The sequence below is a fragment of the Yinghuangia seranimata genome (assembly GCF_029953285.1).
Lineage (GTDB): Bacteria > Actinomycetota > Actinomycetes > Streptomycetales > Streptomycetaceae > Yinghuangia > Yinghuangia seranimata.
The window spans coordinates 1-25,401 of record NZ_JASAOI010000045.1 but is presented as its reverse complement, the minus strand read 5'-3'; the positions used below and the strand labels follow the sequence as shown (position 1 = coordinate 25,401).

Annotated in this window: 20 protein-coding genes; 8 read left to right on the top strand and 12 right to left on the bottom strand. The window is 72.5% G+C overall.

Going from position 1 to position 25,401, the window contains the following annotated elements; translation table 11 throughout:
• Positions 1–154: 154 nt before the first annotated feature.
• A complete protein-coding gene (locus tag QI554_RS27295) occupies positions 155–2,446 on the top strand; it encodes an MFS transporter (protein WP_281473306.1) in 2,292 nt (763 codons plus the stop codon).
• Positions 2,447–2,545: 99 nt separating this feature from the next.
• Here QI554_RS27295 and QI554_RS27290 read toward each other — a convergent pair whose 3' ends face one another.
• Positions 2,546–3,562 (bottom strand): NAD(P)H-dependent flavin oxidoreductase, encoded by a 1,017-nt coding sequence (locus QI554_RS27290; RefSeq protein ID WP_281473304.1) that lies wholly within the window; start codon positions 3,560–3,562, stop codon positions 2,546–2,548.
• A gap of 347 nt (positions 3,563–3,909) precedes the next feature.
• Between QI554_RS27290 and QI554_RS27285 the strand changes: the two genes are divergently transcribed.
• The gene (locus tag QI554_RS27285; protein ID WP_281473303.1) at positions 3,910–4,893 is read left to right on the top strand and encodes an LLM class flavin-dependent oxidoreductase; all 984 of its coding nucleotides are present in this window, start codon (positions 3,910–3,912) and stop codon (positions 4,891–4,893) included.
• Positions 4,890–5,723 (top strand): SDR family NAD(P)-dependent oxidoreductase, encoded by an 834-nt coding sequence (locus QI554_RS27280; protein WP_281473301.1) that lies wholly within the window; start codon positions 4,890–4,892, stop codon positions 5,721–5,723. The genes QI554_RS27285 and QI554_RS27280 overlap by 4 nt, the downstream gene beginning before the upstream one ends.
• A 135-nt stretch (positions 5,724–5,858) precedes the next feature.
• Here QI554_RS27280 and QI554_RS27275 read toward each other — a convergent pair whose 3' ends face one another.
• The 4 genes from QI554_RS27275 to QI554_RS27260 form a co-directional block, all read right to left on the bottom strand.
• The gene (locus tag QI554_RS27275; RefSeq protein WP_281473299.1) at positions 5,859–7,076 is read right to left on the bottom strand and encodes a S8 family peptidase; all 1,218 of its coding nucleotides are present in this window, start codon (positions 7,074–7,076) and stop codon (positions 5,859–5,861) included.
• A gap of 210 nt (positions 7,077–7,286) precedes the next feature.
• Positions 7,287–8,069, bottom strand: coding sequence for an alpha/beta fold hydrolase (locus QI554_RS27270; protein WP_281473296.1), 783 nt, complete (start codon positions 8,067–8,069; stop codon positions 7,287–7,289).
• Between the two features lie 73 nt (positions 8,070–8,142).
• Positions 8,143–9,660, bottom strand: a complete 1,518-nt coding sequence (locus QI554_RS27265; protein WP_281473294.1) for an ArnT family glycosyltransferase — start codon at positions 9,658–9,660, stop codon at positions 8,143–8,145.
• 581 nt (positions 9,661–10,241) lie between these two features.
• Entirely contained in the window at positions 10,242–11,429 is a 1,188-nt protein-coding gene (locus QI554_RS27260) for an aminotransferase class V-fold PLP-dependent enzyme (protein ID WP_281473293.1), read from the bottom strand.
• A 75-nt stretch (positions 11,430–11,504) separates the two neighbouring features.
• On the opposite strand from QI554_RS27260, the gene QI554_RS27255 reads away from it, so the two are divergent.
• Complete coding sequence (locus tag QI554_RS27255) at positions 11,505–11,921, top strand: DUF3291 domain-containing protein (protein ID WP_281473291.1); 417 nt, start codon at positions 11,505–11,507, stop codon at positions 11,919–11,921.
• 58 nt (positions 11,922–11,979) lie between these two features.
• Here QI554_RS27255 and QI554_RS27250 read toward each other — a convergent pair whose 3' ends face one another.
• Together QI554_RS27250 and QI554_RS27245 are read right to left on the bottom strand one after the other, a co-directional pair.
• A complete protein-coding gene (locus QI554_RS27250; protein ID WP_281473289.1) occupies positions 11,980–12,864 on the bottom strand; it encodes an LLM class F420-dependent oxidoreductase in 885 nt (294 codons plus the stop codon).
• 49 nt (positions 12,865–12,913) lie between these two features.
• A complete protein-coding gene (locus tag QI554_RS27245; RefSeq protein ID WP_281473287.1) occupies positions 12,914–13,468 on the bottom strand; it encodes a cysteine hydrolase family protein in 555 nt (184 codons plus the stop codon).
• Positions 13,469–13,592: 124 nt separating this feature from the next.
• On the opposite strand from QI554_RS27245, the gene QI554_RS27240 reads away from it, so the two are divergent.
• Positions 13,593–14,216, top strand: a complete 624-nt coding sequence (locus QI554_RS27240) for a YceI family protein (protein WP_281473285.1) — start codon at positions 13,593–13,595, stop codon at positions 14,214–14,216.
• A 194-nt stretch (positions 14,217–14,410) separates the two neighbouring features.
• Positions 14,411–15,181 (top strand): SDR family NAD(P)-dependent oxidoreductase, encoded by a 771-nt coding sequence (locus tag QI554_RS27235; protein ID WP_281473283.1) that lies wholly within the window; start codon positions 14,411–14,413, stop codon positions 15,179–15,181.
• Positions 15,182–15,261: 80 nt separating this feature from the next.
• On the opposite strand, the gene QI554_RS27230 is transcribed toward QI554_RS27235, so the two are convergent.
• The 4 genes from QI554_RS27230 to QI554_RS27215 form a co-directional block, all read right to left on the bottom strand.
• Positions 15,262–16,326: a CHRD domain-containing protein gene (locus QI554_RS27230; protein WP_281473282.1), complete on the bottom strand. Its 1,065-nt coding sequence runs from the start codon at positions 16,324–16,326 to the stop codon at positions 15,262–15,264.
• Positions 16,327–16,534: 208 nt separating this feature from the next.
• Positions 16,535–17,431: an anti-sigma factor family protein gene (locus QI554_RS27225; RefSeq protein WP_281473280.1), complete on the bottom strand. Its 897-nt coding sequence runs from the start codon at positions 17,429–17,431 to the stop codon at positions 16,535–16,537.
• Positions 17,428–17,952 (bottom strand): sigma-70 family RNA polymerase sigma factor, encoded by a 525-nt coding sequence (locus tag QI554_RS27220; RefSeq protein WP_281473278.1) that lies wholly within the window; start codon positions 17,950–17,952, stop codon positions 17,428–17,430. The genes QI554_RS27225 and QI554_RS27220 overlap by 4 nt, the downstream gene beginning before the upstream one ends.
• Before the next feature lie 66 nt (positions 17,953–18,018).
• Positions 18,019–18,723, bottom strand: a complete 705-nt coding sequence (locus QI554_RS27215) for a hypothetical protein (RefSeq protein WP_281473276.1) — start codon at positions 18,721–18,723, stop codon at positions 18,019–18,021.
• A gap of 109 nt (positions 18,724–18,832) precedes the next feature.
• On the opposite strand from QI554_RS27215, the gene QI554_RS27210 reads away from it, so the two are divergent.
• Entirely contained in the window at positions 18,833–19,687 is an 855-nt protein-coding gene (locus QI554_RS27210) for an SAM-dependent methyltransferase (protein ID WP_281473274.1), read from the top strand.
• An 84-nt stretch (positions 19,688–19,771) separates the two neighbouring features.
• On the opposite strand, the gene QI554_RS27205 is transcribed toward QI554_RS27210, so the two are convergent.
• Positions 19,772–22,900 carry a PQQ-dependent sugar dehydrogenase gene (locus tag QI554_RS27205; RefSeq protein WP_281473272.1) on the bottom strand — a complete coding sequence of 1,043 codons (3,129 nt, stop codon included), beginning with the start codon at positions 22,898–22,900 and terminating at the stop codon, positions 19,772–19,774.
• 486 nt (positions 22,901–23,386) lie between these two features.
• Between QI554_RS27205 and QI554_RS27200 the strand changes: the two genes are divergently transcribed.
• Positions 23,387–25,144, top strand: coding sequence for a hypothetical protein (locus QI554_RS27200; RefSeq protein ID WP_281473271.1), 1,758 nt, complete (start codon positions 23,387–23,389; stop codon positions 25,142–25,144).
• The last annotated feature ends 257 nt before the right edge of the window (positions 25,145–25,401 follow it).

Here is a 25,401-nt window from a genome sequence, read left to right as displayed (position 1 = left end):
CCGACGACGCGCGACAAAAGGTCACGCGGCGATTACGCATGGGACCTATGACCCTTATGTTCCCTTTGCCTGCCCCGTGATCCTAGATGTAGGGGCCACATAAGAAGGGGATCCTCCGAGAGGTCACATGGTGTTCCAGGGACAGAGAGAGACAGTGCCGGCGGTCGTACTGCCGGCCGGTACCAAGCCGGTCTCGACGCGGGTGATAGGCCTGCTCCTGGCCGCGGTGGCTGCGTTGTACGTCGTCGCTCCGGCGATGCAGTCCGCCACCGTGCCCCTCGTGCGGTCCGAGCTGGGCCTGACCCACCAGGACGACGTCCTCGCCCGCGTCCTCGGCCTGGGGATCGCCATCGTGGCCCTGGCCGTCGCCGGCCGGGTGGGCGACCTGCGAGGCCGCCGTACCGTGCTGACCGTGTCCCTCGCCGTACTCACCGCGGGCTGTGTCATCCTCACCGGCGCGTTCAGCGTCCCGGTCTACATGCTCGGCCGGATCCTCGTCGCGGGATCCCTGGCCGCCGTGTTCGTCAGCTGCCTCGCCTTCATGTCATCGGTGTACATGCCCGGCCGCATCAACCGCGTGATGAGCGGATGGCTCGCGGCGATGTCGGCCGGCTTCGTCGCCGCGATCAACCTCGCGCCGCAGGCCTCCTCCGTGGCCGGCTGGCGGCTGGTCATGGCCTTGATGGCCCTCGCCGCCGCAGCGGCACTGGCCATGGTGCGCCGCTACCTCCCCGAGACGGCGCCGTCCACGACGTTCCGGCTGCCGCACCCGTTCCGCACCGCCTCCCGGGTCGCCGCCTGCGTGGCGGCCGCCGTCGGGCTGCAGCTCGCACCCCTGTGGGGCTGGACGGACGGACGCGTCGCCGGACTCCTCGCCGCGGCCGCGACCGCGTACCTGTTGGCCGAGCTGCGGAGCCGCGTGACGGGTCCGCGCCGCGGCTCCCCGCCGCCCATCCCCGGCTGTGTGCTGGCCGCGGCGCTGGCGTCCGGTATCGCCCTGGGCTTCACCCAGGTCGTCCTCGCCACCGCAGTGCCCGCGCTCACCGCCGACTCGGGAACCACCCCCGAGGCGAGTGCCCTGGTGGTGTCCGCGTTCGGCATGGGCGGTGCCGCGGGCTGCCTGCTGGTCCGGAGCCGCCGCATCACGCCCCTGACCGGGGGATCCCTGGGTCTGCCGCTGGCCGCCCTCGGCATGGTGATGTTCACGCCCCTCCTGGTGCGGAGCCCGCACCCGGTGCTGAGCGGCTGCGTGGTCGTCGCGCTCATCGGGTTCGGCGTCATGCTGGCGCTGGCTCCGCGGATGGCGCAGTTCCTTGCCGCCATCCCGCGTACGCACCTCGGGATCAACGCGGCCCTGCTGCCCGCCGCGATCCTCCTCGGCACCTCGGCCGCGCAGGCGTTCCCCGCCGCGTCCGGGGCGGGCCCCGGACCGCTGCCCGACGACGCCCACCAGCTGCTGTGGGTGGGCACGGCGGTCGTCGCCGCGGCCGCGCTGTTCCTCGGGCGGCCCGTGGTCGCCCTGACCGTGACCGCGGCCGCCGGGCTGCAGTACGCGCTCACCGAGACCGACCCCGACAACCTCGTCGCCGTCGTCGCCGCCCTCGCGGTCGGCGCGGGCGCCGGTGCGGTCGCGTGGTCGCGCAGAGAGCAGTCCGACCGGCTCGCCCAGACCCGGGAGACCGCCCACGCTCTCCAGCACGCCGTGCTGCACCCGATCCCGCCCGCGCTGGGCCGACTGCGCCTGGCCAGCCTCTACAAGCCCGCCACCGCGGGGACCGGCGTCGGCGGGGACTTCCTGGAGGCCCTGCACACGCCGTACGGCACGCGCGTCCTGATCGGCGACGTGCGCGGCAAGGGGCTGCCGGCCGTCAAGACCGTGACCGACCTGCTCGGCTGCTTCCGGAGTCAGGCGTACGAGACCCCGGACCTCGGCGAGCTGGCTGCGCGCCTGGACCGGCAGGTGCGGCGCGCGTCCACGGCGTACGGCGACGACGAACTGTTCGCCACGGCCGTGCTGTTGCAGCACCACGCGCCCGCGGACGAACTACAGCTCGTCAACTGCGGCCACCTGGCGCCGCTGGCGGTCGCGGACGGCCGGGCGCGCGAGCTCGACGTCCCGGCGCTGCTGCCGCTCGGGTTCGGGGGACTCGACCCGGCCGGCGACGGCGAAGACTTCGCCATCCGCCCGCACCGGGTGCGGTTCGACCACGGCACGACGCTCGTCGTCCACACCGACGGGCTCAGCGAGGCGCGGAACTCCAGCAGCGAGTTCTACCCGATCACCGAGCACCTCGCCGACGCCGTGCGCGGCACGCCCGACCACCTGGTCCGGCACCTGTCCGACGGAGTGCGCGACTGGACGCACCACCTCGCCGACGACATCGCCGTCATCGCGGTGGCGCGCAGCCCCAAGTCGGCGGTGGGCGCGGTGGGCTTGCGGGGGTGAGAAGCCGCCCGGAGCCACCCGGCGCCACCCGGCGCCATTCGGAGCCGCCCGGAGCCACTCGGAGCCGCAGGAGTCGCCGGCTGAGGCGCCGCGGGCCGGTCAGCCGTTGAACCGGCCCAGCACCTCGCCGGCCTCCCGCATCATCGACGCGACGATGTCCGCGGCCGGCTCGACACCACGGACCAGCCCCACGCCCTGGCCCATCAGCCACGGCAGTTCCTCGGCGTCGGCCCTCGTCGCCGCGACCGGAAGCGCGACGTCGAAGCGGTGCAGCGGCATTTCCATGCCCAGGAACTCGGTGGTGCCGATCTCGTCCTCGGGGCCGCGCACCGCGGGGACCTCGTCCAGGCGGTCGGTCCACGTCTCCACCAGCCGGTTGCGGTGCAGCCGCATCGGGTTGAAGTCCGGCCACTCCGGCCCGAAGACCGCCGAACGCACGGTGTCCTCGCCGGTCGCGGCGACCAGCCGGCGGTGGTGCTCGGGGTGCACGTTGGCCTCGTGCGAGGCGACCATGCGGGTGCCCACCCACACCGCGTCCGCGCCCAGGCACAGCGCGGCGGCGACCTGACGGCCGTCGGTGATGCCGCCGGCGGCCAGCACCAGCGCGCGGTCGCCCACCGCGTCGACGACGGCCGGTACGTTCACCATCGTCGGCAGCCCGCCGTAGTTGTGGCCGCCCGCCTCCCAGCCCTGCGCGACCACGGCGTCCACCCCGTCGCCCACCGCGCGCTCGGCGGCCTCGGCCGAACCGACCTGCTCCCACACCGACACCCCGGCGCCGCGCAGCAGTTCGAGCTGGTGCTTGGGCGGGTGGCCCCAGTGGAACGACACGATCGGCACACGCTCCTCGGCGCACACCGCGACGTGCTCGTCGTTGCCGAAGTACGTGATCAGGTTGATGTTGTACGGCCGCCCGCCGACGCGGGCGCCGATGTCGCGGATCAGCTCGCGCAGCCGGTCCGGCGGCAGCACGCCCACCCCGAGCGCGCCGACGCCGCCCGCGCCGGACACCGCGACGGCCAGGTCGGGGTTCTCGCCCGCGAACGCCATGCCGGCGCAGGCGAACGGGTAGCGGACGCCGTACCGTTCGGTGAATCGCGTGGATAAAGCACTCATGGTCGGTCCCTAACGGTCGAAGCCGAATGACGAGGGGGAACGCCGAACCTGTGCGGGGACCAGCATGACCGGCGCCGGCGTGGTGCGGGAACAGTGCGGGGCCGGTCGGGTTTCGGGCTGGGCCTCGATCCGGTTCACGATCCGGTTCACGATCCGGTTCACGGTTCGGCTCCCGATTCGGTTCACGATCCGGCTCCCGATCCGGGTTTCGGGCCGGCGCTCGGCTCGGCTTCGCGCCGTTGTCGGCACCGGCCTTTTCATCGGTGGATGACCCACGTACGCTCCGCACGCCGCGCATGATCGACAGCCCCCGCCGCCGACAGCCGCGCGGGGAGGGAGGGACCGGCATGACCGGCACGGCCGAGGCCGCCGCGTTCGCCGACGGGTCCATATCCATGCGGATCTATCCGCACAACGACCTCGACGCGCCCGGCATCGCCGCCGAACTGTGCGCGCAGGCGGGACTCGCCGCCGAGGCCGGCTTCGACGGCGTCATGACCAGCGAGCACCACGGCGGCTTCGCGGGCTACCTGCCCAACCCGCTCCAGGTCACGGGCTGGCTGCTCGACCGCACGTCGGGCACGCCCGGCTTCTGGGCCGCGCCGTGCCCGATGCTGCTGCCGCTGCGGCCGGTCGCCATGCTCGCGGAAGAGGTCGCGTGGCTCGCCGCCCGCTGTCCCGGACGGGTCGGCATCGGCGTCGCACCGGGCGCCCTCGCGCTCGACTTCCGCGTCATGGACCTCGACCACGCCGACGCCATGCCGCGCTTCCGTGCCGGACTGCCGCGCCTCGCCGCCCTGCTGCGCGGCGAGGACCTCGGCGAACTGGCCGGTGACCGCGCGCTGTCCGCGTGTGCGGCGGCGCCTGTGCCGGTCGTCAGCACCGCGATGAGCCCGGCGGCGGTACGGCGTGCGGCGGCGTGTGGCACCGGTGTGTTGTACGACGGTGCGTCCACGCCCGAACGTCTGAGCGAGCTGACCGGGCACTATGTGGACGCCGGGGGCACCGGGCCGCGTGTGCTCATCCGACGTGTATGGCTCGGCGATCCGCCGCGCGAGGCGTTCGAACAGCAGCGCGACGTGTACCGGTCCTATTCGCCCGCGGCGGCGCAACGGCACTGGCGTGACACCGGGTTCCTGTGCCACGACACACCTGAGGCGCTTGCCGCCGAACTGCTCGCGACCTGGCGGGACACCGGGGCCACGTGCCTCAACCTGCGGGTCCATGTCCCGGGGGTCGACCCGGAGGCGGCCCGTGAACAGATCGCGGTGCTGGGGCGTGAGGTCGTTCCGCTCCTGCGCGACGCATCGACTCGAAAGGCTCACGCGTGATCCTCGACCGGCTTCGCCTGGACGGCCGCACCGTCATCGTCTCCGGTGCGGGTGGTGGGGGCATCGGTACTGCTTGCGCGCGGGCCCTCGCGGACGCGGGGGCGGTCGTTGTCGCCGTCGACCGTGACGCGGAACGGCTCACGGACCTTGGGCTGCCGGCCACCGCTGTTCCGGTGTGTGCGGACATCTCGACGGAGTCGGGTGTCGCAGCGGTGCTCGATGCGGCTCCGGGTGCGCTGCACGGCCTGGTCAACGTGGTCGGGGGCAGCCTCGTCCCGCACTGGGGGCCTGCGCTCGACGTCCAACGGGATCAGTGGGACGCGGTCCTCGAACTCAACCTGCACCACGTGATGTTCCTGTCCCAGGCGGTTGCGCGTCGGCTCGTCGAGCAGGGTTCCGGTGGTTCGATCGCGACCATTTCCTCGACGGGCGGTGTCGTCGCGGCGCCGTACCACGTGGGCTACGGCACGGCGAAGGCCGCCGTCCTCGGGCTGACGCGGACGCTGGCCCTGGAGTGGGGCCGGCACGGGATCCGCGTGAACGCTGTGGCGGCGGGTTCGATCACCACGCCGAGGGCGACCGGTGTCGCACAGGACCCCGCCCTCGCCGGACGCGGCGTTCCTCTGGGCCGACGGGGGACACCGGAGGACGTGGCCGCCGCGGTGTTGTTCCTGATCTCCGACCTGTCCGCGTACACGACGGGAGCGGTGGTTCCGGTCGAGGGTGGTGCGTTGCAACGGTTGGGGCTGTTCGACGAGGACAACGTCCCCGTGCACGTGACCAACCCAGGGATTCTGGCTCGCATCCACGGGACCGTCGACGAGGGGTGAGGCCCGGCGCCTCGCCGCACCGTTCCCGACCCGGTCGGGGCGGCGCCCGGCCCGTGGTGGGGGCCGGGCGCCGTGGCGCTCTTGCGTTGGGGCGGGCAGGGATCGCTGCGAATCTGCGGTGGCTCGGGGGCCTCGTCAGCCGGTGACGCGCAGGAGGCGGTTCGGGCTGCCGGAGCCGGGGCTCTTCACCTTGCCGGTGGTCGCGGCCGCGACCAGGGCGGAGGAGACCGACGCGGGGGACGCGGAGGGGTGGGTGGAGAGGTACACGGCGGCCGCGCCGGCGACGTGGGGGCTCGCCATCGAGGTGCCGGAGATGGTGTTGGTCGCCGAGTTGGAGGTGTTCCACGCCGAGGTGATGTTGACACCGGGGGCGAACAGGTCCAGGACACTGCCGTAGTTGGACCAGCTCGCCTTGGTGTCGGTGTTCGACGTCGCGCCGACCGTGATGGCCTGCGTGACGCGCGCCGGCGAGGAGTTGGCCGCGTTGACGCCGTTGTTGCCGGCGGCGACGGCGTAGGTGACGCCTGCGCTGATGGAGCGCTTCACCGCGTTGTCGAGGGACGTGCTCGCGCCGCCGCCGAGGCTCATGTTGGCGGCCGCGGGGAGCTGCGCGTTTGCGGTGACCCAGTCGATGCCGCTGATGACGCCGGACGTGGTGCCCGAGCCGCCGTTGTCCAGCACGCGGACGGCGACGATCTTCGCGGCCTTGGCGACACCGTAGGAGGATCCGGCGATGGTCGCGGCCACGTGCGTGCCGTGTCCGTTGCCGTCCTGGGCCACGTTGTCGTTGTCGACCGCGTCGTACCCGTAGCTGGCGCGCCCGCCGAAGTCGTTGTGCGTGATGCGGACGCCGGTGTCGATCACGTACACGGTCACGCCGCCGCCGGCCGCGTTCGGGTACGTGTACGAGTTGTCGAGCGGCAGGTTGGCCTGGTCGATCCGGTCCAGGCCCCACGACGGCGGGCTGGGCTGCGTCGTGTCGGCGCGGACCACCTGGTCCTGCTCGACCAGCGCGACCGACGGGTCGGCGGCCATGCGCCGGGCCTGCTGCGCGGTCATGTTCGCGGAGAAGCCGTTCAGCGCCGTGGTGTAGGTGTGCTTGACCTTGGCGCCGTACTTGCCCGCGAGGTCCTTGCCCTTGGCGGACTCCGCCTGGAAGCCCGCGTTGGACTTGAGGGTGACGATGTAGCTGCCGGGGATGGCGGTCGCGGAGTGCTCCGCGGCGACCGTTCCGCCGGACGGGGCCGGCGCCGCCAGCGCGGGCGTGATGCCCGCGGCGACCAGCCCGATGGCGACGGCGGCGACCCCCGCGGAGCGGGCGGACGCGCGCTTGATGGAGCCAACAACTCGCATGGAGGGGGGTCCTTCCCTTCGAGGACCCGGGCGTCTGGGGTGGACGCTCCGGGGGGTGCGAGGTCCTGGCCGTTCCGATCGCGGCACACCGGGGGCACGAGCCTGGCGGGATCTCCGTGGTGCTTGCCGGCACGCTGAGCCGCAGGCAACACAGTGCGGCGTGGGGCGGATGCGGCGACAGTTGTCTTTGCGACAAATTGCGAGGGTGCGTCAGCCGGCGTCGAGGAAGTCCAGGACGAGCGGCGAGGCGGTCTCGCGGAACTCCTCGAAGTACCCGTGCCGGGCCTCGGGGATCATGTGGAGCAGTGCCCCGGGTATGCGCCCGGCGAGCAGCGGCGCGTTGGCCGCGGGGTTGAACTCGTCGGCGGTGCCGTGGATGACGAGCGTGGGCGCGGCGATGGTCGGCAGCGCGTCCCACGCGTCGTGGCGGGCGCTCGCGCGCAGGTGCCACCGGCGGGCGTGGGCGGGCATGCCCGGGTCACCGAGCGTGAAGTACGGGCCGGGGTTGGCGGCCACCCACGCGGGTGTGTACATCAGGTCGAGGAGCGCGGCGCGCACCGCGTGCGGGTCGGCCTGGGCGAGCGAGTGCCGGACGGCCGCGCTGCGTTCGACGGCGTTGCGTCCCCCCGGCGACGTGCAGCCGAGCACCAGGCGCCGCACCCGGTCGGGGTGCCCCGCGGCGATCCACTGCGCGATCCGGCCGCCCATCGAGGTGCCGTAGATGTGCGCGCTCGGGATGCCCTCGGCGTCCAGGACCGCGACGACGTCCTCGGCGAACCGTGGCGTGCTGTAAACATCGGCGTCGGGCTTGTCACTCTTGCCCGTGCCCCGATGGTCGAGCACGACGAGGGTGAACCGGTCGCTGAAGTCCTCACGCACGCGGTCCCACCAGTGCAGCGAGTTGGACTGCCCGCTGATGAGGACCAGCGGCTCGCCGGAGCCGTGGACCTCGTAGTGGACGGCGACGCCGTCGGACGTGTGAGCGAAGGGCACGGCTCACCATAACCGCGCGTTGATCATTAACCTGGCAGTGAGGGTCGATCACGTCGTAAGTCGCGCGGTTCGGCTAGTAGTAGTGGCGCAAACGCGGCCACAGGGCCGACCAGATCTCGTGGGGTCCCGCGCACAGCACGACCCGTGAGCCGTCCTCCTCGTTGTCGACGCCGTGGTTGTTGTGCACCTGGCCGACCTCTCGGCAGTCGGTGAAGTACCGGTCCGTGCCCGCCGCGTCCTTCTGACGGACGATCAACACCGGTCCGTCGGCGCGGTCCGGCGGGCGCCGCCAGTCGGCGTACGCCATGTGCCCCGAGTACGGCGCGGGCAGCCCACGGGCCGGCCCGTACCGGTCGAGGGCCCCCGCCTCGCCGTAGTTGTTCGCCAGGACGACCGCGCGCGGCCGGTCCGACTCGGGGATCTGCTGCCAACCGGCCGCGACCGCGTCCGCCAGCTCCGGCCAGCCGACCTGCTCGCCCTGCTCCTTGTCGACCTTGTTCGGCACGCCCAGCCCGGACTCGGGCACCAGCGGCAGCACCAGGTACGCGTTGACCGCCAGCGACAGCGCGACCGCCGTCACGAGGCCGCGTCGTGCCCGCAGGCCACGCTCGAGCAGCGGCTGGCATCCGGCGGCGAGCAGCACGATCAGCAGCGGGAACGCGTAGTACGGCTTGCCGCCGATCGCGAGCACCGCGACGAGCAGCAGCGGGTAGGCGACCACCAGCGGGCGGGCCCAGCGCACGTCGGCGTCGCGCCACAGCCGGACCGCGCCGTATATCCAGATCGGAATGAAGACTGGTGAGAGGAAAACCAGCTGACCGGGGATCAGGCCGATCCGGTTCTCGGTGCCGTCGTCCTCGGCGATGCCGCGCGCGACGTCCAGCTGCGGCCATCCGTGGCGCGCCTGCCAGACGAGTGTCGGCAGGGCGATGGCCGCGGCGACCAGGACGCCGGCGACCGGCCACCACCCGCGCAGCGCGTCGCGCGGGCCGACCGCGAGCACGCCGACGAGCAGCACCGCGACCAGCAGTGCCACGAGGTACTTGTTCTGGGCGCCGACCCCGACGGCGACCCCGAGCGGCAGCCACCAGCGCCCGTCGGCGGTGCGCAGCAGACGCAGTGCCAGCCAGGCGATCACCAGCCAGGCCAGGAGGTCGAACGTCGCGGTCGACACCATGTGGCCCACGGCGAGCACGAACCCCGACACCGCGACACACGCCGCGGCCAGCGCCTGCGGCCCTCGCCCGCCGCCGAGTTCGCGCGCGATGAACGCGACGACGACGACCACGGCCGCCGCCGCGAGAGTGGCCACGACGCGCAGCCCGTACGGCGAGTCGCCGAACAGCTCCGTCGAGCCGCGGGCCAGCAACGGGGTCAACGGCGGCTGGTCGACGTACCCCCACGCCAGATGGTGGCCGGCCGCCATGAAGTACAGCTCGTCCCGGTGGAACCCGTACCGGCCGGACAGCGCGCTGAGCAGCCCGACCTGGAGCACCGCGACGCCGAGCACCGGCCCCACCGCGAACGCCGGCAGCGCGGCCGCCGTGCGCCCCGGCGCCGACCGCGCCTCGCTCGCGACCTCCGACGCCACGCCCACCCCCTCCCGCCGCCCCCGCAAACCCCGCGCGCACCCCCGCGACGCGTCTCCCCCCACCCCCGCCGCACGACGGCGGAAGCCGGGCAAGCCACCAGCATGCGCCCCGAACTCCCGTGGCGGGAATGGGTGATTGGGGCCACACGGTGGCGTGTGAGCATCGGTTGGATAACGCCCCGGTCACGTGAGGGGGAGATGGGCGAGGAGACGCGGGACGCGGCGCCGCCCGGCGCTCCGCCGCGCCGCACTACGCCTACGCCGCGCCGCGCTATGCCCGCGCCGCGCCGCGCTATGTCCGCGCCGCGCCGCGCTATGTCCGCGCCGCGCCGCGCTATGTCCGCGCCGCGCCGCGCTATGCCCGTGCCGCGCTATGCCCGTGCCGCGCTATGCCCGTGCCGCGCTATGCCCGTGCCGCGCTACGCCCGCGCCGCGCCGCACCACGCCTACGCCGCGCGTGGCCCACGCCGCGCCGCGCGGCACGGGCTGCGCCCGCGCTGGGCCGCACCCAGGCCGCGCGGTGCCGGCCTGCTTCTGGTCGATCCGACCGCGGAACCGCCGACCCCCCGCCTGTCCGGCGGTCAGGCCCGTGTCGGCGCGGGGATCGCCTCGGCCAGGCGGTCTACCTCCTCCTCCGTGTTGTAGTAGTGCACCGAGGCCCGCACGACCGCGTCCAACCCGCGCGGCGAAAGGTCCCACTGGGCGTAGTCGCCGATCGAGACCGAGACGTTGATTCCCTGGTCGACGAGGGTCTTGGCGACCGTGCGGCTGTCGTGGCCTGCGACGGTGAAGGTCACGATGGCGCACTGTTCGGAGCCCAGGTCCCGCAGGGTGACGCCGGGGCGTTCGGCGAGTGCGGCGCGGAGGCGGGTGGCGAGGAGGTCGTTGCGGGCCTTGATGGTGTCCACGCCCACCTCGAGGGCGTAGTCGACCGCGACGCCGAGGCCGATCCTGCCGGCGTAGTTGCCCTCCCACGTCTCGAAGCGGCGTGCGTCGTCGCGGATTTCGTACGTGTCGGGGGACGTCCACGTGGCCGCGTGCAGGTCGAGGAAGGGGGGTTCGATCAAACCGAGGACGCGCCGCGACGCGTACAGGAACCCCGTGCCCCGCGGGCCGCGGAGGAACTTGCGGCCGGGGGCGCTCAGCAGGTCGCAGCCGATCTCGTCGACGTCGACCGGGAGTTGGCCGACGGACTGGCACGCGTCGAGGAGGTAGGTGACGCCGGCCTCCCGCGCGATGCGCCCGACCTCCGCGGCGGGGTTGACCAGGCCGCCCTGGGTCGGCACGTGGGTGATCGCGATGAGCTTGACCCGCTCGTCGAGCATGCCGCGCATCGCGTCGAGGGAGAGCCGCCCGGTCTCGTCGTCGGGCACGACGTCGATCTGGACGCCGTACCGCCGCGCGGTCTGGAGGAACGCGATCGCGTTGCTGGCGTATTCGGCGCGCGCGGTCAGGATCCGGTCGCCGGGCTGCCAGCGCAGGCCGTAGAAGGCCATGTCCCAGGCGCGGGTGGCGTTTTCGACGACGGCGATCTCGTCCGGCCGGGCCCCGATGAGGCGGGCGATCGCGTCGTACGTGTGCTCGATCTCGGGCGCCCGCGCGGCCGCCGCCTCGTAGCCGCCGGTCTCGGCCTCGAGCCGCAGGTGGGCGATGACGGCGTCGGTGACGGCGCGCGGTTGGAGCGACGCGCCGGCGTTGTTCAGGTGGGTGACGTTGGCGCAGCCGGGGGTATCGGCACGGAGTCGCGCGACGGCGGAATTTGTGAGCACGGCGTCTGTTCTACCCGCTGTCACGCGGCCCCGTCAGGGACGCACCGCGCACCGCAGACCTTCCGAGGAGCCTCCGTGCCGACTCTCCCATGGACCGTCCCGAACCCTCCGCAAGGAACCACCGCGCTCGTCATGGCGTCCCGCTTCGAGGTCCGGAGCCTCAAGGACGTGCCGCGCTTCTTCCTGAACTCGCTGTCGGCCTGGAAGCAGGTCAAGACGGCGCCGGGCGCGTTCGGCGCGTCGCTGGTGGCGCGGCCGTTCAAGCGGACGTTCATGACCTTGTCCGCGTGGGACGGCCGCGCGTCGCTGATGGAGTTCAACAGCACCGACCCGCACCGCGGCGTCGTCACGAAGATGCGCCCGACGATGAAGCACTCGACGTTCGTGTTCTGGAACACCGCGGTCGGCGACCTGCCGATCAGCTGGGCGGAGGCCGAGCGGCGCCTGGACGAGGAGGCGGCGCGGAAGGCCGCCTCCTCGTCCGAGGACTGAGCAGGCGCCGGATCAGCGCCGGGTCACCGGGTCGGCGCGGTACACCGCACCGGCCGGGTCACAGGCCGGCCAGCCTCGGCACCGCCTCGGCCGCGACCCGGCCGACCCACGCGGCCGGGTCCTGGTCCATCGCGGACAGCCACACCCGCTCGATGCCGAGCTTGGCGTAGCCGGCCATCTGGTCGACGAAGGCGTCCATGTCGTCGAGCGGGTCGAAGGCGCCCCACAGCATGGTCTTCTCGATCTCGTCGGGGTCGCGGCCGACGGCCTCGCAGTGCGTCTTGAGGACGTCGACCTTGTGCGCGACGGTGTCGGGCCCGGTGGCGAACAGGTTCACCGCGTCGGCGTACTGCGCGACGAGCCGCAGCGTCTTGCGCTCGCCCATGCCGCCGATGAGCACGCGCGGCCTGTGCTCGCCCCGCACGACGCGCAGCGGCCGCGGCACGCAGATGGTCTCGGCGAGTGTGTAGTGCCGGCCTTCGAACGGCCCCTCGTCGTCGCTCCACATCTGCCGGCAGACGCGCAGCGTCTCCTCCAGCCGTTCGAAGCGCTCGGCGACCGGCGGGTACGGCACCCCGAGCCCGAGGTGCTCGCGCTCGTACCAGGCGGCCCCGGCGCCGAGCATGGCGCGGCCGCCGGACAGCACGTCGAGCGTGGTGACGATCTTGGCGAGCAGCCCCGGGTGCCGGTACGTGACGCCGGTGACCAGCAGCCCGAGCTCCATGCGCTCGGTCTGCCCGGCCAGGAACCCGAGGGTGGTGTAGCCCTCGAGCATGGGGTCGTGCGCGGTCGCGAAGGACTCCATCTGGAAGTAGTGGTCCATCACGGTGAAGGTGGCGACGCCGTGGTCCTCGGCGGCGCGGGCGGTGGCGGCCAGGGTCGGGGCGATCGACTCGGGGCCGCCGGGGAGGGTGAAGTTCGGGAAGTGGATCGCGAGCTTCATGAGGTCTCCTCGTCGTGGTGCCGTCAGCCTACGCGCTGTGCCGCCGCGCTCACGCGGAGTCGGATGCGGCTTCCAGCCTGACGTCGGTGGCGGCCACGACGTCGCCGAACCGCGGCATGTCGAGTGTGACGGCGGCCTCGTGCTCGGCGGCGGTCAGCCCGGTCATGGCGTCCTCGACGAAGACCGCCTCGAGGCCGTGGTCGGAGGCGGCGCGGGCGGTGCTCTCGACGCCGAGGTTGGTGGCGATGCCGCCGTAGACGACGTGCGTGACGCCGCGCTCGGCGAGCCACTCCCGCAGCCCGGTGCCGGTGAAGCCGCCGATGGAGCGCTTGACGAAGACGGCGTCGGCCAGTTTCTCGACGTCGGGGTGCAGCTCGCTGCCGGGCGGCTGCTCGGCGACGTTCGGCCGGTCGACCCGGATGGCGGCGACCGGCGCGCCTGCGGTCCGGAAGGCGGCGGCGAGGTCGAGGCAGGTGGCGAGGGTGTCGGCGCCGCTGTGCGGGGCGAGGCCGGGGAGGTCGACGATGCGCGGCATCAGGTCGACGAGCACGAGGGCGGTGTGCCGCGGGTCGAGGGGCGCCGGGAGCTGCGCGGGGGTGGTCATACGCGCAGGTTAGCGGCGTGCGAGCGGTCCCGCCGGAGGGTGTGGTTGACGGTTCAACTAAAACGCGCTACGTTTACCGAGTCAGGTTGAACATTCAACCAAATGCACTCGCCAAGGAGCTGTCATGGGTCTCTTCTCCCGCACCCCGAAGAACGCCGCCGTCACCACCGCCGCCCCGGCCGCCACCGCCGTCGTCGACGGCCCGGACCTGTCGCACCTGAGCGGCGACTACGTCATCGACACGACGCACAGCGCGATCGGCTTCAGCGTCCGCCACGCCATGGTCACCAACGTCCGCGGCGCCTTCACCGAGTACGAGGGCCTGCTGCGCCTCGACGGCGCGAACCCGGCCAACTCCAGCGCCGAGATCGCCATCAAGGTCGCGAGCATCGACACCAACCAGGCGCAGCGCGACGAGCACCTGCGCAACAGCGACTTCTTCGCCGTCGAGGCGCACCCGGAGATCGTCTTCCGCAGCACCTCCGCCAAGCGCGTCGGCGCCGACGACTACCGGATGAGCGGCGACCTGACGATCAAGGGCGTCACCAAGTCCGTCGTGCTCGACCTGGAGTACACCGGCACCGCGACCGACGCGTACGGCATCGACCGGGTCGGCTTCGAGGGCGGCACCACGATCGACCGCACCGACTGGGGCCTGTCGTACAACGCCGCGCTCGAGACCGGCGGCGTGCTGATCGGCGAGAAGGTCAAGCTCACGTTCGACATCTCCGCGGTCCGCAAGGGCTGACCCGCGATGCCCGGGGGCGAATGTACGCACCAGCGCGCGCGAGCGTCGGTGCGGAGGTCACGCGGGGCACGCGGGCGGGGTCCCACCCGCCCGGCGGCCCATGGATTCCGTGCTCAGGCTGTGGCACGATCCGTGATCTCCGCACCGCGCTCCGGCGCGTGCGCCGGTTCGTCAACGCCCGTGGGAGTGAAGGCATGTCGATAGTCCACGTGTCCGGCCGGTTCGACGGCAAGACCGCGCTCGTCACCGGCGCCGCGTCCGGTGTGGGCCGCGCGACCGCGCTGCGGCTGGCCGCCGAGGGCGCCAACGTCTACGCGCTGGACGTCAACGCCGAAGCGCTCGCCGAGACCGCGGACCTCGCCGCCGGCCTCCCGGGCAAGCTGGTGACCCGCGTCACCGACGTCTCCTCGCGCGACGAGTGCTTCGCCGCCGTCGCCGCCGCCGTCGCCGAGTTCGGCGGCCTGGACGTCCTCGGCAACATCGCCGGCATCGCCCGCGCCGAGCACGTCCTCGAGGTCACCGAGGCCGACTACCGGCGCATGATGGGCGTCAACATCGACGGCTACTTCTTCCTGTGCCAGGCCGCGATCCCGCACCTGCTCGAGCGTTCGGGCAACATCGTCAACATCGCGTCCAACGCCGGCGTCATGGGCCTCGCGTACAGCGTCGTCTACACCATGACCAAGGGCGCCGTCGTCCAGCTGACCCGCTCGCTGGCCTGGGAGTTCATCAAGACCCCGCTGCGCGTCAACGCGATCGCGCCCGGCGGCATCGAGACCAACCTCGTCGCCAACTACCGGATCCCCGAGGACGTCGACTGGGAGCTGGTCGGCCGCGCGACCACGCCGCGCCCGATGGCGCAGGCCGAGGACATCGCCTCGATGTTCTGCTACGTCGCCTCCGACGAGGCCCGCAACGTGCACGGCGCGATCCTGAGCAACGACACCGGCCTCACCGCGGGCTGACCCGAAGCCGCCGAGTCGTAGGCGACGCAGCGCGGCGCCCGGTAGGCCGTGGCCCACCGGACGCCGCGCAGGCGTGTAGCTCAGCCGAGTTGGCCGCGGACCGCGCCGTCGGGGAACTCGCCGGTGTGCAGGTTGGTGTAGAACCCGGCCGGGTTCTGCGTGAGCGCCGCGACGACGTCCGGCTTGACGCCCTCGACGGTGCCGGCCAGGCCGGTCACCGACTGCGGCAGGCCCTTCTCCGCGGCGAACAGCGGTACGGCGACGGCCCCGTTCGCGCCCGCGGCGGCCTGGTGCACGTGCGCCAGGGTCGGCGGGGCCACGTTCGTCCACGAGAAGGCGTAGTCGACGCAGCTGCCCCACGGCCGGATCGCGGTCGTGGCCTTGCCGTCCGGGTCGTTCACCTTCTTGCCCGGCGCCGCGACCTCCTGCGCGCCGCTCGCCTGCGCGGTGCGGGTGTTCTCGGGCTTGCCGGTCTTGAGCACCGCGTTGAGGTCGAACGCCTTGTCCGTCTTGACGAGTTGGCCGCGCACCGCGCCGCCCGGGAACTCCGCGGTGTGCAGGTTGAAGTACCAGCGCTCGGCGTTGTTCTTGATGCGGTCGAGCAGCGCGGCGTCGTCGATCTTCACGCTGCCCGTGGCGGCGCGCGCCGAGTCCGGCAGCGCCGCGGCGAAGAACGGCACCACGACCGGCCCGTTCGCGCCCGCGACACCCTGGTGGATGTGCGCCGCGGTGGGCGCGCCGATCTTGTCCCACGTGATCGCGAACGCGACCTGGTTCCCCTTGATCCGCACGTACGCGGTCGCCGTGCCGTCCGGGTCGCCGACCGCCTTGCCGTCGGTGCCCGGAACCTCGTTGGCGCCGGTCAGCGTCGCGGTGAAGTACGTCGCCTCGCCCTGCGCGGGCTCCTCGGCGCCGGTGGTCATCGCGGCCTGCGCGGCGTTCCCGCCGCCGTAGCCGTCGTCGTGGCCGCCGTGCCCGGGGTCGGGCGGACTGGCCGCGGGCTGACCGGGGGACTGGGCGGCCGACTGCGCGGCGGCCGGCGCGGCCGTCTTGGCGTCGTCCCCGGAGCTCCCACATGCCGTCAAAACGGACATCATGGCGGCGGTCAGCACGGTTGCGGGCAGCACGAACCTACGAGAGCGCATGGCGATACCTCGGCTGGGTGAGTGGGGCGGCCCCGGGGACCGGCGGTGCCGGGTCCCGCGCGGAGCCGTTCGTCGTTGTCGCGCCGTGGTACGGGGCGCGCCCGCGAAACGGTTCAACGGGTTCGAAGAAATTTCCCGAGAACGCGAAAACCCCCTCCGGGGAGGGGGTTTCGGCGCTCTTTGTCCGAATGTGGGTCGGAGGCGTGCCCTAGACCGGCACGGTCACCAGCAGCCGGCCGTCCACCGTACGGACCTCGAAGTGGTCCAGGTCGGCCTTCTTCATCGAGGTGCCGCCGTGGAAGGTCAGCGGCGCCGGGTTCGCCGGCACGCCGTAGCCCTTGTCGGGCACCGCCCAGTTGCCGACGACCTCCTGGCCGCCGTTCTTGCCGACCGCGACGAGCGCGCAGCGCAGCGGGCCTTGGACGTTCGCCAGTTCGAGGCCCACGTGGGTGCCCCAGCCCTTGTCCTCCAGCGCCACCACGCCGGTCACCCCGTCCGGGCCCGCGACCGAGCCGGCCGCCGGGTGCCGCTCGCCGGTCAGCATCAGCTGCCCCGACGGCGTGGTCGGCATGACGTGCCCCGGGTCGGCGGAGCTGTGCCCGGCGTCGTCGTCGAAGCCGCCGCCGATCGCGACGCCGGTCACGACCAGGGCCGCCGCGGCGGCCGCGGTGCCCAGGACGGCGGCGCCGCGGCGCATCCGGGCGGTGCGGCGCGCGGACAGGTCGACGACGGGCGCGGCGGGCTTGTCGTCGGGTGCGGAGTCGTCGGGTGCGGAGTCGTCCGGCTCGGCGCCGGGGTCCGCTGCCTCGTCCGCCGCCGTGTCCGTCCGCTCGGCCGCCGGCGCCGCCGCCGGGCCCGGCACGGACGCGTCCGGCGTTACGGCCTCGCGCTCGGGGGCCCGCCAGTCCGGCGCGGCCGGCCCGGCCCCGTCGAAAGCGTCCGCCTCGACATCCGCGAACAACTCGCGCAGGCCGCTCATTTCGGCCAGTTCCGCGGTGCAGCGCGCACAGTCGGCGAGGTGTGCCTCGAAGGCGTCGCGGTCCGCGTCCTCCAGGAGGCCGAGCGCGTACGCGCCGACATCGGTGTGGTCCACCGTCCCGCTCACGGCGCGAGCCCCCTCTCCTCCAGTGCCACCCGCAGCGCGCGGACGGCGTAGTAGACACGCGACTTCACGGTCCCGACCGGAACGCCCAGCACCTCGGCCGCCTGGTTGACCGTGCGGTCCCGCAGCATCGTCTCCACCAGCACCTCGCGGTGCGGCTCCGACAGCGACTGCAAGGCGTCCGCCACTGCCATGCTACGGAGCAGCGGCTCGAGTTGGTCCTCCGCGGGCACGAATTCCAGCGGCCCGGGGCTGACCTCGGCCGGCCGGGCCGTCTTCGCGCGGTGGTCGTCGATGACGATGCGCCGCGCCACCGTGGCCAGCCACGGCATCAGCGACTGCTCCGGGTCGTCGGCGTCCTTGCCGTTGCGCCAGGCGCGCACCAGCGTCTCCTGGACGACGTCCTCGGCCCAGTGCCGGTCCCCGCCGGTGTGCCGCAGGCAGAACGACAGCAGCGGCACCGCGTAGCGGCGGTACAGCCGTTCCGCCGCCGCCTCGTCGAGGCGCGCGGACGAGACACCCACGCCGACCTCCTCGATTCCCCGGACGGGTGGCCTGCCGCGCAGCCCACCCGTCACGCCTTTGTCCGACTACCCCACGAACTCCCGTGCACCGTAGCGGACCTTGGCCTGGTCCCACGAACCGCCCAGGACGGTGACGAACCTGCGCACCAGGTCGGCGTCCGCGCGGTCGGCCACCAGGAGCAGGCTGCCGCCGCGCACCGTGACCGAGCCGCCGTACAGCCGCTCGCGGGCCTCCGCGTCGGAGGCCAGGCCGTCGTGCAGGGTCTTGACGTCCACGCCCGGGACCTCGATCTCGATCGCCGTCGCGCGCGGCGCCGACTCCGGCAGGTACTCGAACGTCAGGACGGACTCCTGGTGGTACCGGGCCCGCACGGTCTCGGCGACGGCCCGCAGCTCGGCGGCGTCCACGTCGTCGACGTCGAACTCGCGGGACCGCTCGTAGGTCGTCGTGCCGAGGTCACCGGACCAGAACACGCCGTCCAGCAGCGAGGACCGCTCCGGGTCGGCGCCGCTCGCGCGCACGACCGACCGCACCTCGCACGCGAAGCGGTACAGCTCGGTCGTCAGCCGGGGGTCGGCCGGGTCGGTGATGACGGCGGTGTTGTCGGTCGCGAAGATCTCCGCGTCCGGCAGGTGGCGGCGGGTGTGGCCCGGGGAGGCGTCCGCGGCGCAGGCGGGCGCGTGCTGGGCGGACGCCACGGCGGTCTGGGCGCCCCCGGCGCCGACGGTGATGCCGAACGCGAGGACGAGGGCGGCAGGCCAACGCTTCATTTCAGGGTCCTTGTGGTGCAGGTCGGGCAGGTACGACCCAGCACGCTATAGGTGACTTGTTACATGCGGCCCGGCCCGCGCCGTCGGAGCGCCGATCTACGCTTCTGGTATGAGCGTCGACGCGATACCCGGGATCCCGGAAGGCGTCGGCCGGACCGCCCTCGGCGTGGCCCGGCTGCGCGCGGAGGAGACGGAGCGTTCCGACCGGCTGTTCGCGGACCCGTACGCCGGCGCGTTCGTCGCCGCCGGCGGCCCCGCGGCGCAGCGGCTGCGCCCGGCGCGCGGCGCGGAGGGCCTGCGCGAGGCCATGTTCTGGAAGGCCCTGACGCTGTCGGTGGTCGTGCGCACCAAGTGGCTCGACGAGGCCGTCGACGCGGCGCTCGCGGAGGGCGTCCGGCAGGTGGTGCTCCTCGGCGCGGGCCTGGACTGCCGCGCCTACCGGCTCGCCTGGCCGCCGGGCTCGCGCGTGTTCGAGCTCGACCAGCCGCAGGTCCTGGAGTTCAAGCGGCACGTCCTCGCCGACGCCGAGCCGGCCTGCGACCGCACGGCGATCGCGTGCGACCTGCTCGCCGACTGGCCGACCCGGCTGCAGGCGGCCGGTTTCCGGGCGCACGAGCCGACGCTGTGGATGGCGGAAGGCCTTCTCGTCTACTTCGAGCAGGCCGACAACGAGCGCCTCGCCCGGGAGATCCACAAGCTGTCCGCCCCGGGCAGCCGCCTGGCCGTCACCATGTCCGCCGCGGGCGGACTGCACCCCTCGGCCCGCGACGGCGTCGCGACGTCCCTGTCGCACATGTGGCGGTCCGGCACCGGAGACCCGGCGGTGTGGCTCAACCGGCTGGGCTGGTCGGCGCGGTCGTGGAACGTGTGGGACAAGGCCGCCGACTACGGCCGCGGCTTCCCCGGCGGACGCACCCCGCCGCGCCCGTCCTGGCTGGTGCTCGCCACGGCGGACGCCCCCTGAACGGCGTCGGGCCGGGCCGCGAATCCGCGGCCCGGCCCGTGAACGCACCCTGGATCAGGGCCGATCGGTCGTCAGCGCTCTGGATCAGGGCTGATCGGTCGTCTGACCGGTCGACGCGTTCCAACTGATAGACCCGCCCTGAAAGTTCGAGCGGCGTCCGCCGGGGATCGAGAACTCGTCCGTGATCGGGTACTTCAAGTACGACTTCTCCCACCCGAGTTCGGCCCAACGGGTGCGGATCGCGCCGTGCACCTCATGGGCGTTGGTACTCGGCGTCCAGTAGATCGAGCCGAGTTCGAAGTGGTTGTAGCGGCCGACGCCGTCCGGGGTGCCGGTCTCGTCGGTGAGCGGGAAGCCCAGGATGCTGCTGTCCCAGCCCAGTGCCGCGTACTTCTCGAAGATGTACCCGTGGACGCTGTGCGCGCCGATGGTGGAGTTGAGCCAGTAGATCGCGCCGTTCTGGAAGTTGTTGAACCGGCCACGGCCGTTGCCGGTGGTGCCCTCGTCGGTCACCGGGTAGCCGTTCGGGCCCTGCTCCGCACCGAGGGCGAACCAGCGGGTGCGGATGTCACCGTGCACCTCATGGGCGTTCGTGCTCGGCGTCCAGTAGATCGAGCCGAACTCGAAGTGGTTGAACCGCCCGACGCCGTCCGCGGTACCCGTCTCGTCGGTGAGCGGGAAGCCCAGGATGCTGCTGTCCCAGCCCAACGCCGCGTACTTGTCGAAGATCCCACCGTAGACGCTGTGCGCGCCGATGGTGGAGTTCAGCCAGTAGATCGCGCCGTTCTGGAAGTTGTTGTACCGGCCGCGGCCGTTGACGGTCGTGCCCTCGTCGGTCACCGGGTAGCCGTTCGGCCCGGTCACGCCGCCGAGCCCCAGCCACGTGGTGCGGATGTCGCCGTTCACCATGTGGCCGCCGGTCGACGGCGACGAGTAGCAGGACGCGGCGCCCGTCGCGCTCGTGCCCGTGAAGTCGTTGAACGCGCCGATGCCGTCCGGCGCCGGGGTCTGGTCGTTGACCGGCGCGCCGAACCGCACGTGCCCGCCGGCCGCCAGGTAGGCGGTACGGCACGCCCCGTGCACCTCGTGGACGCCGGTCGACGGCGTCCAGTAGGCGCGGCCGCCCGTGAAGTCCCGGTAGCGCAGGTTCGCGTCACCGATCTCCGGCCCGGTCGGCGTGCCCATCAGCGCACGGAACGCCGCGTCCGACGCGTACCGCTGGTCGATCGGCGTGCTGTACACCGCGGTCAGCGTCAGATCGTTCTGCGGCATGGTCAGCGTGCGGGTGCGCGGCGCGCCGTCCGTCCACGACGAGAACGACGCGACGCCGTCGGAGGCCGTGACCGGCGCGGTGACCGTCACCGTGGCCCCGACCGTGAGGTCGGCCTGCTGGCGCGCGAACCCGTTGATGGTGAACGCGGCGGGCGTGTTGCTGTTGACGGTGATCCTGCGCAGCATCGGCAGCGCGGTGTAGGTGTCGGACGCGACGGCTCCGCGGCTGTCGGTCGCTGAAGCGGTGACCACCCACTTCGTGTTGTCGCCGTGGTCCTCGAACGGCGCCGAGTACGACGGCCCGTCGGTCGACGTGCCTACGTGCTCGTGGCACGTGCTGACACTGCAGTGCACGATCTTCGACGTCCAGTGCACGGTCAGCGGGCCGTCCTCGGCGTCGTTGGCCGTACCCGTCAGGCTGATCGTGTCGCCGACCCGGTACACCGTGCCCGCCGGGGGACGGTTGATCGTCACCACCGGCGTGTGGTTCGCCGGCACGACGGTGAACGAGGTGCTGTCGGACGCGCCGAGCGGGTCGCGGACCGTCAGGGTCGCCGTCACCGGGCTCGTGCCGGGCGCCGCGTACTGGTGCGTGACGTGCACGCCGTTGCCGGTCGTGCCGTCCCCGAACGCCCAGGCGTAGGTGAGCGGGTCGCCGTCCAGGTCGTAGGACGCCGACCCGTCGAACGTGACCGTGAGCGTCGACGGGTTGGTGCTCGTCGTGCCCGCCGCGACCGGTGCCCGGTTGCCCGCGGCGTAGATCAGCCGACGCACCTTCGACGAGCCGATGTCGGCGTACACGATGTCGCCGTTCGGCGCGGCCGCGAACTTCACCGGGGCGCCGATCGAGGACCCGAAGCCGTTCGCCTCGGGCTCACGGGTGAGCCGACCGGTCCCGTCGTACGTCATCGAGTACAGCCGGTTCGAGACGTAGTCGCCGAAGAAGTACGCGCCCTGGTACTGCGCCGGATACGCCGTACCGGTGTAGACGATGCCGCCGATCACCGTGCTGCCCTGCGGCCCGTGCGGGTAGTCCCACAGCGGCATCGCGGTGCCGACGCCCTGGCAGGCGTCCAGGTCCCGGTAGCCGACCGTCTGGTGCGAGCCCTCCCAGCAGGGCCAGCCGTAGCTCGACCCCGGCCGGATGATGTCCACTTCCTCGTAGTCGTTCCAGCCGACGTCGCCGAGCACGGGGCCGCCGGTTGCCGGGTCGAGGGAGAAGCGGAACGGGCTGCGGAAGCCGGTGGCGTACGCGCGGCTGCGCCACGACGTCGGGTTCGCGGAGTCGTAGAACGGGTTGGACGCCACCCCGCGGCCGTCCGGGTACATGTGCAGCAGCTTGCCGAAGCCCTCGTTCAGGTCCAGGGAGCGCAGCGCCTGCGGGTCCACGAACGACGGGCTCGCGTTGTCGCCGATCGCGATCCACAGCGTGCCGTCGGCGGGCGCGATGACCGTGCCGAGCGCGTGCTGCGCGCCGGTGCCCGGGATGTCGATGACGGTGCGGCTGTTGGTGATCGACGTGGGCTGGCCGGAGGTCAGCTGGACCGTCCACGCGTCGACCCGCAGGTGGCGTGCGGAAGTCGCCCGCGAGAGGTAGACGGTGTGGCTGGTCGCGTAGTCCGGGGCGAGCGTGACGCCGACCAGGCCGAGGTCGCCGGTGCTGTCGACGTCCAGGGTCGCGACGGTCCGGGGCGCGCCGGTCGGGGACACCCAGGCGAGTCGGCCGTTCTTGCCGGTGGTGAAGTAGCCGCCGTCGGGCGTCCACGCGAAGTCGGTCAGCAACTCGGTCTGACCTGAGGGGAGGTCGACGAGCGAGAATCCGGGCGGCAGCGTCACCGCGGCGCCGGCGGGGGCGGCACCGCCCAGCACGGTCAGCGGGACGGCGAGCAGCGAGGCGAGTAAAAGGGTCAAAAGTCGGCGGCAGGCCTTCGTCATGGGCATGGCGGTGCCACGCGTGCACTCGGGTGAAACGGGTACCCGACATGGCCCACCCGAGTGGCGCAGTGTCTCGACCTGTGCTGCTGTCCGACGAGGGTCCGGGCCGTTTTCGGTTGGACTCGGATCCGAGTCCAACCGGGATCGTGCCCATCGCCGTGACGGGGCCGGACGGTGCGCCGGTCGAGTTCCGCGTCGACGAGACCGTGCGCGCGTCGACCACCGTCGAGGGCCTGGTCGGGCACCGCTCGGTTGGACTCGGATCCGAGTCGGGTGGTCGGGGGTTGGGTTGGGTTGGTTTGTTGGTTGGCTTGGGTGGGTTTGTTGGTTGGCTTGGGTGGGTGCGTGGCTTGGTTGGTTGGTTGGTCGGCTTGGGTGGGTGCGTGGCTTGGTTGGTTGGTTGGCTTGGGTGGGTGCGTGGCTTGGTTGGTTGGTCGGCTTGGGTGGGTGGGTGGTGGGTTACCGTCCTCGGGTTCGGCCGTTAGACATCACATGCCCAAGTCCGGCGTCGACGCTCCGCACACCCCCGTTCCCCTCCCTTCGCAGCGCCGGGACACCGTGCCGCCCTCAGGGAGACCCCGGCTCCGGTGGATCGGTCCAACCCTCGTCGTCGGTGCCGTCACCGGTCTGATCACGGCGCACGCACTCCTTTACCGCTACTGGATCGTCGACGACGCCGCGGTTACGTTCGCGTACGCGCGCAGCATCGCCGAGGGCCACGGCATCGCACTCCAGCCCGGTGCGCCGTCGGTCGAGGCGTATTCGAACTCCACCTGGCTGGTACTGCTCGTCCTGGGCCGGTTTGTCGGACTGTTCGACCACGGGGCGATCGCCGGGTTCCCCGACTACGTCCTCTACCCCAAGCTGCTCGCCGTCCTGTGCTGCGCCGGAACCGTCGCGGCGATGTACCGCACGGCGTCGTACCTCGTCCGCCGCCCCGCGGTGGTCACACTCGTCGCCGGAACCGTCCTCGCGGCCGTCCCCTCGTACGTGATCTGGTGCTTCTCCGGGCTGGAGAACTCCTTGTATGCCCTCTTGGTCGCATGGATCGCCGCTGTGCTCGTCGGAGCGCTCGCCAACGGTGAGTTGGGACCGAGGGCGGCCGTGGTCTGCGGTCTGCTGGCCTGCACCGCCGCCCTCACCCGGCCGGACGGCGCCATCTACGCCGCGGCCTTCCCTGCGGTGGCGCTGCTCGCCCCGCGCCTCGGCCTCAGGTCGAGGCTGCGTTCGACGCTGATCGCCACTGCGGCGTTTGCCTTGCCTTACGGCGCGTTCCTCCTCTGGCGGCACGCCCGTTGGGGCCTCTGGGTCCCCAACACCGCCGTGGCGAAGGCCCAGGGCGTGCCCAGCCCCCGCGACCTCGGAAAGGTCGGCGAACTCGTCGGATATGCCGGATGGCCCGCCGTGTTGCTGGGCGTGGGCATGGTCGCCGTTCTGCTGTCGCGTCCGTCGGCCGTACGCGGTCTGGTGCCGGGTCTCCTGATCCCGCTGGGCCTGGCACTGGCCGGCTACGCGGTGCTGCAGCCCGACTGGATGGCCCAGTGGCGGTTCGCCACTCCGGTCTGGCCGCTCGCCGCACTTGTCGTCACCGTCGCGGCCAGTCACGTTCTCGGGCGCGGACGGCGGTTGTTCCGTGTGCTCGCCGTTGCTGCTGTCGCGGGGGCTGTCGCGTTGTCCGGCACGTTGTTCGCCTCGGCGGCCTCGGACTTTCGCAAGGATCCGACGTTCCCCATGTGCTGGGTCGCCGACCGGTACGGCCATGAGTTCAACGAACTGGCGGACCTGGCAGAGGTGGACGGGCACGCGACGCTCCTCGTACCGGACATGGGCGGTACCGCGTTGACCAGCCGGCTGCGGCTCGTCGACTATGCGGGTCTCGCCGACGCGGAGATCGCCCGGTACTACCGCGACCGGGACATGACGGGGCTGCGCGACTACGTGTTCGGCACGGTGCGTCCGACGTTCATCCGAGTGGGCGGCGCGTGGTGGGCGTACGGGACCGGCTTGGCGCGTGACCCGCGACTGGCGACTGATTACGAGGAGATCCAGCGGGACAGTTATGACGTCGGGGGTCGGACGTATATCCGCAAGGGGGTCGTCACCGACCCTCAGGTGCTGGATCGGCTGCGGGTTGAGGCCGCGCACGAGACGCACCGGCTGATGAGGGTGGAGCGACGGGACCCGTTGCGGGCTTGTGGGGCGGTGTTGCGGGCGGGGGAGGGCACGGCTTCCAGGCTGCGGCGTTCCTGACCTGGTTCGCTTTCGGTGGCCTGACGCCTGGGGATCGGGTCCTTGACCTGCACCGTTCCTGACCTGGTTCGTTTTCGGTGGCCTGACGCCTGGGGCCGGGTCCTTGACCTGCACCGTTCCTGACCGGGTTCGCTTTCGGTGGCCTGACGCCCCTCCCGCTTTTGGATTTTCGCGCGGACGGCCCGCGCGTCAAGCCGTTCCTGGCAGCGATTGGTCTGGTGGCCTGGTTCGGTTGCGGCTTGACCCGCGGGCCGTCC